General features: G+C 52.6%; 11 protein-coding genes. 4 read left to right on the forward strand and 7 right to left on the reverse strand.

Annotated features, from left to right (window positions below; translation table 11 throughout):
* Window positions 1-65: 65 nt before the first annotated feature.
* The 4 genes from frr to rpsB form a co-directional block, all read right to left on the reverse strand.
* Complete coding sequence (gene frr, locus MUU46_RS07865; RefSeq protein WP_159761191.1) at window positions 66-623, reverse strand: ribosome recycling factor; 558 nt, start codon at window positions 621-623, stop codon at window positions 66-68.
* 285 nt (window positions 624-908) lie between these two features.
* A complete protein-coding gene (pyrH, locus tag MUU46_RS07870; RefSeq protein WP_159761189.1) occupies window positions 909-1634 on the reverse strand; it encodes a UMP kinase in 726 nt (241 codons plus the stop codon).
* A gap of 150 nt (window positions 1635-1784) precedes the next feature.
* A complete protein-coding gene (gene tsf, locus MUU46_RS07875) occupies window positions 1785-2636 on the reverse strand; it encodes a translation elongation factor Ts (protein WP_159761187.1) in 852 nt (283 codons plus the stop codon).
* A gap of 120 nt (window positions 2637-2756) precedes the next feature.
* A complete protein-coding gene (rpsB, locus tag MUU46_RS07880; protein ID WP_159761185.1) occupies window positions 2757-3482 on the reverse strand; it encodes a 30S ribosomal protein S2 in 726 nt (241 codons plus the stop codon).
* Window positions 3483-3802: 320 nt separating this feature from the next.
* Here rpsB and map point away from each other — a divergent pair, with 320 nt between their 5' ends.
* From map to MUU46_RS07900, 4 genes are all read left to right on the forward strand, one after another.
* Window positions 3803-4597: a type I methionyl aminopeptidase gene (gene map / locus MUU46_RS07885; RefSeq protein WP_125352687.1), complete on the forward strand. Its 795-nt coding sequence runs from the start codon at window positions 3803-3805 to the stop codon at window positions 4595-4597.
* 131 nt (window positions 4598-4728) lie between these two features.
* Window positions 4729-7392: a bifunctional uridylyltransferase/uridylyl-removing protein GlnD gene (glnD, locus tag MUU46_RS07890; RefSeq protein WP_159761183.1), complete on the forward strand. Its 2664-nt coding sequence runs from the start codon at window positions 4729-4731 to the stop codon at window positions 7390-7392.
* A 29-nt stretch (window positions 7393-7421) separates the two neighbouring features.
* The gene (gene dapD, locus MUU46_RS07895; RefSeq protein ID WP_052285401.1) at window positions 7422-8246 is read left to right on the forward strand and encodes a 2,3,4,5-tetrahydropyridine-2,6-dicarboxylate N-succinyltransferase; all 825 of its coding nucleotides are present in this window, start codon (window positions 7422-7424) and stop codon (window positions 8244-8246) included.
* 111 nt (window positions 8247-8357) lie between these two features.
* Window positions 8358-8747, forward strand: a complete 390-nt coding sequence (locus MUU46_RS07900; protein WP_159761181.1) for a DUF3461 family protein — start codon at window positions 8358-8360, stop codon at window positions 8745-8747.
* A 92-nt stretch (window positions 8748-8839) separates the two neighbouring features.
* On the opposite strand, the gene cdaR is transcribed toward MUU46_RS07900, so the two are convergent.
* From cdaR to dgt, 3 genes are all read right to left on the reverse strand, one after another.
* The gene (cdaR, locus tag MUU46_RS07905; protein WP_159761179.1) at window positions 8840-9997 is read right to left on the reverse strand and encodes a DNA-binding transcriptional regulator CdaR; all 1158 of its coding nucleotides are present in this window, start codon (window positions 9995-9997) and stop codon (window positions 8840-8842) included.
* A 165-nt stretch (window positions 9998-10162) separates the two neighbouring features.
* Window positions 10163-11611: a serine endoprotease DegP gene (gene degP, locus MUU46_RS07910; RefSeq protein WP_159761177.1), complete on the reverse strand. Its 1449-nt coding sequence runs from the start codon at window positions 11609-11611 to the stop codon at window positions 10163-10165.
* Between the two features lie 139 nt (window positions 11612-11750).
* Window positions 11751-13265: a dGTPase gene (gene dgt / locus MUU46_RS07915; protein WP_258965250.1), complete on the reverse strand. Its 1515-nt coding sequence runs from the start codon at window positions 13263-13265 to the stop codon at window positions 11751-11753.
* Between the last annotated feature and the right edge of the window lie 12 nt (window positions 13266-13277).

Below are 13277 nucleotides of genomic sequence, written 5' to 3' on the forward strand. Positions count from 1 at the left end.
AAGCAAAACGCCGCCAGCAAAACCCGAAGGTTTCCTGAACGGCGTTCATCAGATAACGTCAGAAATCAGAACTGCATCAGCTCTGCTTCTTTCTCTGCCAGCGCCGCGTCTACTTTTTTGATCGCAGCATCAGTCATTTTCTGCACATCATCCTGAGAGCGACGATCGTCGTCTTCACTGATTTCTTTCTCTTTCAGCAGCGCTTTTACTTTGTCATTCGCATCACGACGGACGTTACGCACGGACACACGCGCTTGCTCTGCTTCACCGCGTACGATCTTGGTCAGATCTTTACGACGTTCTTCAGTCAGCGGAGGCAGTGGAACGCGGATATCGGTGCCCGCAGAACTTGGGTTCAGACCGAGATCGGACGCCATAATCGCTTTCTCAACGGCCGGGCTCAGAGAGCGATCGAATACGTTGATTTTCAGGGTACGTGAATCTTCTACCGTCACGCTTGCCAGCTGACGCAGCGGAGTCGGGGTACCGTAGTATTCGACAACGATGCCATCGAGCAGGCTTGGAGAAGCACGGCCCGTGCGGATTTTGCTGATCTGGGTTTTGAATGATTCTACGCATTTTTCCATGCGCACTTCGGCATCTTTTCTGATATCGCTAATCACGTTACGAATCCTTGAAATCTTGTCTCAGGCTGACCATACGCCACACCCGCCGATATGCGAGTGTGGTAAGTATAGCCCGTATAATTCCTGGCGCCGAAAAGGCGGCCTGGTAAGCATCGCAAAATTAAAGCGGAATCTTACCTTTATTTAGACACAAAATCATTCACGTTGCATCAAGGCGGCAATTGATTGAATCCCAGGAGCTTACTCAAGTAAGTGACTGGGATTCGGGAATACAGCCAATGCAGAGGCAGCGCGAAGGATGGCGTGTCTCGCTTACGGAAATTATTCCGTAATCAGCGTACCTTCTTTCTCACCCATCACCACGCGACGCAGCGCGCCTGCTTTGTTCATGTTGAACACACGAATCGGCAGTTTATGGTCACGAGCGAGCGTGAATGCGGCAAGATCCATCACTTTCAGTTCTTTATCCAGTACTTCAGCGTAGCTCAGCTGATCGTACATGGTTGCAGAAGGATCTTTTGCCGGGTCAGCGGTAAATACGCCGTCAACTTTAGTGGCTTTCAGTACCACGTCGGCTTCAATTTCGATACCGCGCAGGCAGGCTGCAGAATCGGTGGTGAAGAACGGGTTACCAGTACCGGCGGCGAGGATCACTACGCGGTTATTACGCAGCAGGCTGATAGCCTCTGCCCAGCTGTAGTTATCGCACACGCCATTCAGCGGAATGGCGGACATCAGGCGGGCGTTCACATAGGCGCGATGAAGCGCATCACGCATTGCCAGGCCGTTCATGACCGTTGCCAGCATGCCCATGTGGTCGCCCACAACGCGGTTCATACCTGCTTTTGCCAGACCCGCACCACGGAAAAGGTTACCACCACCAATCACCACACCGACCTGGATCCCCAGTTCGACCAGTTCTTTAATTTCCTGCGCCATACGATCGAGAATGCTGGCATCGATACCGAAGCCTTCAGTTCCCTGCAGTGCTTCGCCACTGAGCTTCAGCAGAATGCGTTTGTAGACGGGTTTTGCATTGGTAGCCATATTTCTTTCCTGGGACTGTCAACGTTTGAAAGGGGTAAATTCTGACGACAAGGATATGTCGCGCATCAGTGCAAGCCTATAGGAGCCTGACTAATTTTTACTTAATGGAGCTCAAAAAGAAGCCGCCCTCAGGCGGCTCCTTATCGATAATTAAGACTGCTTGGACATTGCAGCAACTTCTGCTGCGAAGTCAGTCTCAACTTTCTGGATACCTTCGCCCACTTCAAAGCGGATGAAGTTAGTCACGGTCGCGTTGTTCTCTTTCAGGAACTGACCCACGGTCTTACTTGGTTCCATTACGAAAGGCTGGCCAGTCAGAGAAACTTCACCGGTGAATTTCTTCATGCGGCCTTCAACCATTTTCTCTGCGATTTCTTTTGGCTTACCAGACTGCATCGCGATATCCAACTGTACCTGGTATTCTTTTTCTACCACGTCAGCAGACACGTCTTCTGGATTAACGAATTCTGGCTTGCTTGCTGCAATGTGCATTGCAACCTGCTTAACCAGTTCTTCGCTAGCGCCTTTAGCAGAAACCAGAACACCGATACGTGCACCGTGCAGGTAGCTACCCAGCACTTCGCCTTCCAGAGAAGAGACGCGACGGATGTTGATGTTCTCACCGATTTTAGCAACCAGAGCAACACGTTCTTCTTCGAACTGTGCTTTCAGAACGTCAACGTCAGTGATTTTGCCAGCAACGGCTGCATCCAGAACTTTGTTTGCGAAAGCCTGGAAACCACCATCTTTAGCAACGAAGTCAGTCTGGCAGTTAACTTCCAGAATGATACCGTAGTTGCCATTGATCTTAGTGATGATCACGCCGTCAGCAGCAACGTTGCCTGCTTTTTTCGCTGCTTTGATAGCACCAGATTTACGCATGTTTTCGATTGCCAGCTCGATGTCGCCATTAGCTTCAGTCAGGGCTTTTTTGCAATCCATCATGCCTGCGCCAGTACGTTCACGCAGTTCTTTAACCAGGGAGGCGGTAATTTCAGCCATTCTAAAATCCTCGGGGAATTGAAACCGCCCGGCGAAGGGCCAAACGGTTATAAAAGTGAAAAAGGGGCCGCTTAAGAGGGCCCCTATCCATACTCGGTACTAATAAGGGCTTAAACCTTATTATTCAGCTTCTACGAAGCTTTCTTCCGCCTGAGAAGCCAGATCCTGAGAACGGCCTTCACGTACGGTCTGAGCAACGGCATTCAGATACAGGTTAACTGCGCGGATTGCATCATCGTTACCCGGGATAACGAAATCAACGCCATCTGGATCAGAGTTGGTATCAACGATAGCAAATACTGGGATACCCAGGTTGTTTGCTTCTTTGATAGCGATGTGCTCGTGGTCAGCATCGATAACAAACAGTGCGTCCGGCAGGCCGCCCATGTCTTTGATACCGCCCAGGCTGTTTTCCAGCTTGCCCAGTTCACGAGTACGCATCAGCGCTTCTTTCTTGGTCAGCTTGTCGAAAGTGCCGTCCTGAGACTGAGTTTCCAGGTCTTTCAGACGCTTGATAGACTGACGAACGGTTTTCCAGTTAGTCAGCATACCGCCCAACCAACGATGGTTCACGAAGAACTGGTCGCAGTTCAGAGCAGATTCTTTTACCGCTTCGCTTGCTGCGCGCTTGGTACCAACGATCAGGATCTTACCTTTGCGAGAGGAGATCTTGTTCAGTTCAGCCAGAGCTTCGTTGAACATTGGTACAGTTTTCTCAAGGTTGATGATGTGAACTTTGTTACGCGCGCCGAAGATGAAAGGCTTCATTTTCGGGTTCCAGTAACGGGTCTGGTGACCGAAGTGTACACCAGCCTTGAGCATGTCGCGCATGGAAACAGTTGCCATGTTTAAAACCTCTATATAAAAGTTGGGGTTATGCCTCCACGTATCCCATACGACCGACCCCGAAGGGCACCCCGGCGTATGTGCCGATACGTGTGTGTTATTACACAATGTGAGATTTGTCGCTGCCAGACCATTTCTGTGTATATCAAATGGAATGGAAGTTCGGCGCGCTTTATACCATAAATTGCGAGTGGAAACCAATAAATGTTGGTGCGAAGCGCTGTAATGATTCTCAATTTGGCAGTCGATAGCGGCGGCTGTTACCATTGTCAGCACTTACACTAGTATTGCCGAGAAATCGGCCTCGATGGACAGAATTCATGGCTATCTCTATTAAGACTCCAGAAGAAATTGAAAAAATGCGCGTGGCGGGCCGTCTGGCTGCCGAAGTGCTGGAAATGATCGAACCGTACATCAAGCCCGGTGTCAGCACCGGCGAGCTGGATCGTATCTGTGACGATTACATTGTTAATACTCAACATGCGGTATCCGCCTGCCTGGGCTATCACGGCTTCCCGAAATCCGTGTGCATCTCTATTAATGAAGTGGTGTGCCACGGTATTCCGGATGACGAAAAGCTGCTGAAAGATGGCGATATCGTTAACATCGACGTGACCGTCATTAAAGACGAATACCACGGCGACACCTCCAAAATGTTCATCGTTGGCAAACCCACCATCCTCGGCGAACGTCTGTGCCGTGTGACTCAGGAAAGCCTGTACCTCGCCCTGCGTATGGTGAAGCCGGGCATCCGTCTTCGCACGCTGGGTGCAGCAATTCAGAAGTTTGCCGAAGCGGAAGGTTTCTCCGTCGTGCGTGAGTATTGCGGACACGGCATTGGCCGCGTGTTCCATGAAGAACCGCAGGTTCTGCACTATGATGCAGATGACGGCGGCGTAGTACTTCAGGCCGGGATGACGTTCACCATCGAGCCGATGGTCAACTCTGGCGATTACCGTATCCGCACCATGAAAGACGGCTGGACGGTGAAAACCAAAGACCGGAGCTTGTCTGCACAGTACGAGCATACTATTGTGGTAACAGACAACGGCTGCGAAATAATGACGTTACGCAAGGATGACACTATCCCGGCGATAATCTCGCACAACGAATAACAAGAAGCCGGCGCAAGCCGGTTTTTTTATGACGGGCGTCCTGCCGCCATCCTTCGGGCCGCTGCAAGCGACGTTAAAAATCGCTCCCGGCGATTTTTTATGGGTAATCGTTTTTTCTTATGGGTGGCGCGATGAGCAATTCCTTACCTGACACAACCTTACCTTTTCTGCCAGGCCAGCCGGAAAACCCGGTCAGTTGGGCAGATGCGGAACTGAACTGCGCCAGCATCAAGGCGCGTCTTGATGCGTTCCAGCGCTGGCTGGGTGACGCCTTCGACAGCGGCACATCTGCCGAACAGCTGATAACCGCCCGTACAGAATACATCGATCAGATGCTCCAGCGTCTGTGGTTGCATTACGGTTTTGGTGAGGTAGAAGACGCGGCACTGGTTGCCGTCGGTGGTTATGGCCGCGGCGAACTGCATCCGCTCTCTGATATCGACTTGCTCATCCTCAGCCGTAAAAGGCTGCCCGACGAGCTGGCGCAAAAGATTGGCGAGCTGCTGACTCTGCTGTGGGATCTCAAACTCGAAGTCGGCCACAGCGTACGCACCCTCGAAGAGTGCCTGCTGGAAGGGCTTTCTGACCTCACTGTCGCCACTAACCTGATTGAATCACGCCTACTGATCGGCGACGTCACCCTCTTTCTCGAACTGCAAAAGCATATTTTTAGCGAAGGCTTCTGGCCATCGGAAAAGTTCTTTGCCGCTAAAGTCGAAGAACAAAATGGTCGCCACCAGCGCTATCACGGCACCAGCTACAACCTCGAGCCCGATATCAAAAGTAGCCCCGGCGGCCTGCGTGATATCCACACCCTGCAATGGGTGGCGCGTCGTCATTTCGGCGCGACCTCGTTGGATGAAATGGTCGGCTTTGGCTTCCTGACCGAAGCTGAACGCAACGAGCTAAACGAGTGTTTACTCCTGCTGTGGCGTATCCGTTTTGCGCTTCATCTGGAAATTAACCGCTACGACAACCGTCTGCTGTTCGATCGCCAGTTGAACGTGGCCCAACGGCTCAACTACAGCGGCGAAGGCAATCAGCCGGTTGAGCAAATGATGAAGGATTTCTATCGCGTCACCCGCCGGGTAGGCGAGCTCAACCAGATGCTGCTTCAGCTGTTTGATGAAGCGATCCTTGCGTTGACCGCCGATGAAAAGCCGCGCCCGATCGATGACGATTTCCAGCTGCGCGGCACGCTCATCGACCTGCGCGACGATACCCTGTTCATGCGCGAGCCACAGGCGATTCTGCGTATGTTCCACATCATGGTACGCAACAGCAGCATTACAGGCATTTACTCGACGACGCTGCGGCATCTGCGCCATGCTCGTCGTCATCTGCAACAGCCGCTGTGCTACATCCCCGAAGCGCGCGAGCTGTTTCTGAGCATGTTACGTCACCAGGGCGCCGTCAGCCGCGGATTGTTACCAATGCACCGTCACAGCGTGCTATGGGCGTACATGCCGCAATGGTCGCATATTGTCGGCCAGATGCAGTTTGACCTGTTCCACGCCTATACCGTCGATGAGCACACCATTCGCGTGCTGCTGAAACTGGAAAGCTTCGCCAAAGAGGAAACGCGTTCACGCCATCCGCTTTGTGTCGAACTGTGGCCACGCCTTAATCACCCGGAACTGATCCTGATTGCCGCTCTGTTCCACGATATAGCCAAAGGCCGCGGCGGCGATCATTCGGTGCTCGGCGCTCAGGACATCCTCAAATTTGCAGAACTGCACGGTCTGAACTCGCGCGAAACACAGCTTGTTGCATGGCTGGTACGCCATCATCTGCTGATGTCGGTTACCGCCCAACGCCGTGATATTCAGGACCCGGAAGTCATCAAACAGTTCGCCGAAGAAGTTCAGACCGAAAACCGCCTGCGATATCTGGTCTGCCTGACCGTCGCCGATATCTGCGCCACCAACGAAACGCTGTGGAATAGCTGGAAGCAGAGCCTATTGCGTGAGCTCTATTTCGCCACCGAAAAACAGCTGCGCCGTGGAATGCAGAACACGCCGGACATGCGCGAACGCGTGCGCCATCATCAGCTTCAGGCGTTAGCCCTGCTGCGGATGGACAATATCGACGAAGAGGCGCTGCATCATATTTGGGCGCGTTGTCGGGCCAACTACTTTGTTCGCCACACGCCAAACCAGCTTGCGTGGCATGCCCGTCACCTGCTTCAACACGATCTGAACGATCCGATGATCCTGCTGAGCCCGCAGGCGACGCGCGGCGGTACGGAAATATTTATCTGGAGCCCGGACCGTCCATATCTGTTCGCCGCCGTTTGCGCTGAACTGGACCGGCGTAATCTCAGCGTGCACGACGCACAGATTTTCACCACCCGCGACGGGATGGCAATGGACACCTTTATCGTGCTCGAACCCGACGGAAGTCCACTGTCCGGCGACAGGCATGAGGCCATTCGTCACGGACTTGAACAGGCCATCACTCAGTATTCGTGGCAGGCCCCTGCCCCACGACGTCAACCGGCAAAATTGCGTCACTTTACCGTCGATACCGAAGTCAATTTTCTGCCGACGCATACCGACAGAAAATCTTTCCTCGAACTGATCGCGCTCGACCAGCCGGGTTTACTGGCATGCGTTGGCCAGGTCTTCGCGGACCTCGGCATCTCGCTCCACGGGGCGAGAATTACGACAATTGGCGAACGAGTAGAAGATTTATTTATAATTGCGACAGCCGACCGGCGTGCTCTTAATAATGTGCTTCAGCAAGAAGTACAACAGCGGTTGACAGCGGCCCTCAATCCAAACGATAAAGGGTAGTGTGTTTTTTTAATGGAAAGAGTTTAACAATGCAGCAGTTACAGAACGTTATTGAGTCCGCTTTTGAGCGCCGCGCCGACATCACTCCGGCGAATGTAGATACCGTTACCCGCGAAGCGGTTAACCAGGTTATTTCCCTGCTGGATTCCGGCGCGTTGCGCGTAGCGGAAAAGATTGACGGCCAGTGGGTTACGCATCAGTGGCTGAAGAAAGCGGTACTGCTCTCTTTCCGTATCAACGATAACCAGGTTATCGACGGAGCGGAAAGCCGCTACTTCGATAAAGTCCCGATGAAATTCGCCGACTACGACGAAGCACGTTTCCAGAAAGAAGGTTTCCGTGTGGTGCCACCGGCAGCCGTTCGCCAAGGCGCATACATTGCACGTAACACCGTGTTAATGCCATCGTACGTCAACATCGGCGCTTACGTCGACGAAGGCTCCATGGTTGATACCTGGGCGACTGTAGGTTCCTGTGCGCAGATCGGTAAAAATGTTCACCTGTCCGGCGGCGTAGGTATCGGTGGTGTGCTTGAGCCACTGCAGGCTAACCCAACCATCATCGAAGACAACTGCTTCATCGGCGCACGTTCCGAAGTCGTAGAAGGCGTTATCGTTGAAGAAGGTTCCGTGATTTCGATGGGTGTTTACCTCGGCCAAAGCACCAAAATTTACGACAGGGAAACCGGTGAAGTGTTCTACGGTCGCGTACCTGCAGGCTCGGTTGTCGTTTCCGGAAACCTGCCGTCAAAAGATGGCAAATACAGCCTGTACTGCGCGGTTATCGTGAAGAAAGTGGATGCGAAAACCCGCGGCAAAGTCGGCATTAACGAACTACTGCGCACCATCGACTAAATCAGTCTGAAAAAAGCGGGGGCAACCCCGCTTTTTTTATACCTGGTGCTGGCGGAAAATAATTTTTTCGTTAATTATTCAAAGGTTATGTTTAACCCAAGGGATACCGCTATGTACGACAATCTGAAAAGTTTGGGCATTACCAATCCTGATGAAATCGATCGTTACAGCCTCCGGCAGGAAGCCAACAACGATATCCTGAAAATCTATTTTCAAAAGGATAAAGGCGAGTTTTTCGCGAAAAGCGTGAAGTTCAAATACCCGCGTCAGCGCAAAACGGTAGTGGCCGACGGTGTAGGTCAGGGTTACAAAGAAGTGCAGGAAATCAGCCCGAACCTGCGATATGTGATCGACGAACTGGATCAGATTTGCAAACGCGATCGCACCGAAGTGGATCTGAAGCGTAAGATCCTCGACGACCTGCACCATCTCGAAAGCGTGGTTGCCAATAAGATCAGCGAAATCGAATCCGATCTCGAGAAGTTAACCCGCGGAAAATAAACGCCAAAAGGCAACCTGGTGTTGCCTTTTTTAATGGTGGATCCGAACATTTTGCCCGACGGCGCTTTGCTTGCCGTGCCTACTATGCCTTCTCACCTCTGCTCATCCAGCTGTAACGCCACATACAGCAGCAGCCTGTCGTCAAAATTACCCAAATCGAGGCCGGTCAGTTCCGAAATACGGTTCAGCCGATACTCCAGCGTATTACGATGAATAAACAGCGCCTTTGACGTCGCCAGCTGCTGCACGTTATGCCGAAACCATGCCGTCAGCGTTCGACGCAGCAGTCCGTTGTTATCCATCGCTTTGAGCTTCGCCAGCGGGCGCGCCAGTTCATTGGCCTGCCAGCCGCCGCGCAGGCTGTCGAGTAGCACCGGCAGCATTAAATCCTGATAGAAGTAGCTGCGGCTTTCCGGCATACGCTGCTTGCCAACCATCATCGTGGTACGCGCGGTACGGTACGATCGCGCAATGCTACCCGGCCCGGTGAAATAGTTACCCAGCGCCACGCGAAAACGTAGCTGGCCATTCTCCTTCATACGCGCAATCAGCTGCTCAACCCGTTTACGGTGATCTTCAGCATCCCAGCGGCCAAACGTGTTCAGAGCAGGCTTCAACACCACCATTTCTGTCAGAGACACTATCCCCACCAGATTATTGCGTTCCGGCACGGTCAGCGCGGTTTGCAGCTGTTGTAGCTCAGCCATCGCGCTGTCGACACCGAGCTGTCCGCTGTCGACTTCTACTACCGCCACCACACGCGGCTGATTCAAATCGATGCCCAATCGCTGTGCCCATTCGGTGAGTGCAGGCGTGTGCTCTTCCGCCTGAATCAGGTTCATCACCAACTCTTCACGCAGACGGGTATCCTGTGCCAGCAGATGCATCAGCCGCGACTGCTCCAGCATCATTTCGGCGGTCATGCACACCAGCTCACCGTATTTGCGTAGCAGTGCAGGCTCGCCGGTCAGGCCAATCACGCCAACAATTTCCCCTTCCAGCCGCAGCGGCAGGTTTATTCCCTGGCGTACTCCGTGCAAATGACGCGCAACCGCATCGTCGATATCCACCACCCGGCCCTGAGAAAGAACCAGCAGCGCGCCTTCGTGTAATTCTCCAATACGCTCCCGGTCACCGCTGCCGATAATCCGCCCGCGCGCATCCATGACGTTGATATTGGTGTCAATGATGCGCATGGTGCGCGCCACGATATCCTGCGCCATTTTGGTATCAAGATGCCAGCCAGCCATAACCCCTCCTATCAGCAGAAGAACAGAATAAGGAAGCGTGCAAGGCAGTGCATTGTGCAAATGCACAAACTGTAGTGAGGAAGTATGAAGTTGTGGGAAGGCTCACAGAAAGACAGTGTGGGAAAAGCAAAGCGCCCTCCTCCATATGGAGAAGAGCGCTTGAGATTACTGCATTAACAGGTAGATAGTGCTGTCGCCACGCTGAATATTCAGCGCCAGGACGCTCGGTTTGCTTTCAAGCAGCTTACGCAGGTCAGCAATGTTTTTCACTGGCTGCTGGTTAGCGCCAACGATCACATCACCTTTTTTCAGGCCAATTTGCGCAGCCTGAGTACCCGGTTTGATGTTACTCACCACCACGCCTTTGTCTGCGCCTTTGTTACTCATCTCAGCGCCTTCAATACCGTTGAAGATGCTGCTGGAATCAACCTGAGTCTGGCTGCTCTGCTGCAGTTCGAGAGATACATTTACCGGCTTGCCATCACGAACCAGACCAAGCTCAATCTTGCTGCCAACAGGCATGGTACCAACCTGAGCACGCAGTGCGGAGAAGCTGCTGATTGGTTTGCCGTTCAGCGAGGTGATGACATCCCCTGCTTTAATACCCGCTTTCGCCGCGGAGGAGTTCGGTAGCACCTGGCTTACGAATGCGCCGCGCTGAGCGTCAACTTTCATCGCTTTCGCGAGGTCAGAGCTCAATTCGGTACCCATAATGCCCAGCTCGCCACGTTTCACCTGGCCGTATTTGACCATCTGCTCGGTCAGGCTTTTCACCATGTTGCTTGGGATAGCGAAGCCGATACCGATGTTGCCGCCGTCCGGGGCAAGGATCGCGGTGTTAATCCCGATAAGCTCACCGTTGAGGTTCACCAACGCACCGCCGGAGTTACCGCGGTTAATGGCCGCATCGGTCTGGATAAAGTTTTCGTAGTTTTCAACATTCAGGCCGCTACGACCCAGCGCCGAAACGATACCGGACGTCACGGTTTCGCCGAGACCAAACGGGTTACCGATAGCGACGGTATAATCCCCGACGCGCAGCGCATCGGAATCGGCGAGTTTAATCGCAGTGAGATTTTTCGGATCCTGAATTTGGATAAGCGCGATGTCAGAGCGAGGATCTTTACCCACCACTTTCGCATCAAATTTGCGGCCATCGCTCAGGGAAATTTTAATGGTGGTGGCGTTATCCACCACGTGGTTGTTGGTAACTACATAGCCTTTCGCTGCATCAATGATTACGCCAGAACCCAGCGCCATGAATTTTTCTTGCTGGGAGCCACCGTTACCCCTTGGTGCGCCAGGGCCACCCTGTCCACCGCCCTGGCAGAACGGAGAGTTCTGGAAAGGTGAACCGTCCTGACAGAACGGGGAGTTATCACCGAAGAACTGCTGGAAGTTACGCCCCATACGCGGGGTATTCACCGTGGTACTCCCTTCCACGTTAATGCTCACAACGGAAGGCATCACTTTTTCCAGCATCGGTGCCAGGCTTGGCATCTGCTGGGCAGTCGTGGCGGAGGAAGCTGTTTCCGCAGCCGATGCAGACAGTGGGGACAGGGCCAGACTTAAACTCAGAGCCAGTGCACTCATTGCTAACGTTGTTTTTTTCATGTCTCGTAATCTCTAAATGTCAGATAAAGCAAAAGTTGCTGTGTATGTGACTGTCAGATTCAATTTATAACGCTAAGTTCCGGATTTAACTTTCTGGAAAAAGTAAAAAAATATTGTCCGTCTTTACAAAACTTCCGCGTTATTCCACAGCCATCAAGCGGCGGTATTCATCCCAGGCATAAAGATCGGTCATGCCGCTGATATAATCCTGAATCAAACGACAGCGATAATAGTACTCCATCAATGGATACTCGGTGGCGTCACGCGGGATTTTATTTACCGCTTCAACGTACGCCAGACGATGTCGCGTCGACAGTTTTTGAAACAGACGGCTTTCAATCGGCAAATGACGTAAGCGCTCTTTTTCCACCAGCTCATTAAAATCCGCCAGCGATAATTTCAACAGCGGCTGGTAAATCTCCAGCAACCCGCTAATCACGCGGTACCCCTGCAATTCCAGCTGCTCAACGTCGGGGTGACTGAATACCTGTTTAATGGCGACGTTTTTATATAATTCAAGCAGCTGGCTGTAGTCACTTTCGTCTTCTAGCAGCGCGTGGTTGAAATCCCCGGTATATATCTTCGGAAGATTATCGATAAATCGCTGCGCAGCGTAAGGTACCAGCTTATTCAGTGTATTCACCCGCAGATACATAAAGAACTGATCTTCTGTACTGCGACTTAAGGTATTAGACCGAGATTTATCCCAGGCGTTTTCGACAACCTGTGAGAACAGCGAACCTTTTTCGTGCGTGCCCCACGCGTCATACAGGTGCTGATAAAGTTGTTCCACGCTGAAAATGCGTTTCTCAACGGCATCTTCCAGGTCGGCCACGCAATAAGAAATATCGTCGGCGGCTTCCATAATCCACGTCAATGGAAAGCGACTGTAAGGGGCTAAATCGAGTTCTTTACGTAACCTCGCAATATAGGCCTCTTCGGCGAAATAATAGCCAGGTTTCTTCATTAAATAGCTGTGACTTTCTGGCGGCTTGCCCCGCCACCATGCAGGACGCGTGTATTTCAGAATACAGCCGACCTGAGCCCAGGTGAGATTCATACGCATCAACGTATGTACCAGGCGAATACCTTGGGCGTTACCTTCAAACTGGCAGAGATCCTGGCGCACCCGACGACGGAGTTCATTCAGGGTATCTTCCCCTTCGCGCAGACGCAGCGTGCCGACCAGGCAACGATCGTCGCTTAATGGCTGACTGGCGGCATCCGTAGGCCACAGGCGCTGGCGAAACCAGTCGTTAATCGCTGCTTCACCAAAATGCCCAAACGGAGGATTGCCGATATCGTGCATCAGACAGGCCATCTCGATGATACTTTCAAACGGCCCAGTCAGTTCATCCAGCCCGTATACCTCCAGCAGCTTGCGCTCCTTCAGGCGGCTCAGCACTTCTTTGGCGATATAGCGCCCAACCTGCTGAACTTCCATAGAGTGCGTCAGCCGCGTGCGCACCGCTGCATTGCGTTCCAGAGGGAAGACCTGAGTTTTCTGCTGCAGCCGACGAATAGCCGGGGAATTGACGATGCGCCCGCGATCGCTTTCGAAGATCCGCAGGATTTCATGTTCCGTCGCAGCGTTCTGCGGCGAGCGGTAACGCCGACGCCAGTTTATCTTTGTGCGAAAATCAATTGTGGCCATAGCCTCTCCCGG

Origin of the sequence: Scandinavium tedordense (assembly GCF_024764965.1) — a bacterium.
Taxonomy (GTDB): Bacteria; Pseudomonadota; Gammaproteobacteria; order Enterobacterales; family Enterobacteriaceae; genus Scandinavium; species Scandinavium tedordense.

Bases quoted from the DNA above. Each gene is read 5' to 3' on its own strand.
- pyrH (WP_159761189.1), bottom strand. From the start codon at position 1,634: ATGGCTACCAATGCAAAACCCGTCTACAAACGCATTCTGCTGAAGCTC.
- tsf (WP_159761187.1), bottom strand. From the start codon at position 2,636: ATGGCTGAAATTACCGCCTCCCTGGTTAAAGAACTGCGTGAACGTACT.
- rpsB (WP_159761185.1), bottom strand. From the start codon at position 3,482: ATGGCAACTGTTTCCATGCGCGACATGCTCAAGGCTGGTGTACACTTC.
- map (WP_125352687.1), top strand. From the start codon at position 3,803: ATGGCTATCTCTATTAAGACTCCAGAAGAAATTGAAAAAATGCGCGTG.
- glnD (WP_159761183.1), top strand. From the start codon at position 4,729: ATGAGCAATTCCTTACCTGACACAACCTTACCTTTTCTGCCAGGCCAG.
- dapD (WP_052285401.1), top strand. From the start codon at position 7,422: ATGCAGCAGTTACAGAACGTTATTGAGTCCGCTTTTGAGCGCCGCGCC.
- MUU46_RS07900 (WP_159761181.1), top strand. From the start codon at position 8,358: ATGTACGACAATCTGAAAAGTTTGGGCATTACCAATCCTGATGAAATC.
- cdaR (WP_159761179.1), bottom strand. From the start codon at position 9,997: ATGGCTGGCTGGCATCTTGATACCAAAATGGCGCAGGATATCGTGGCG.
- degP (WP_159761177.1), bottom strand. From the start codon at position 11,611: ATGAAAAAAACAACGTTAGCAATGAGTGCACTGGCTCTGAGTTTAAGT.
- dgt (WP_258965250.1), bottom strand. From the start codon at position 13,265: ATGGCCACAATTGATTTTCGCACAAAGATAAACTGGCGTCGGCGTTAC.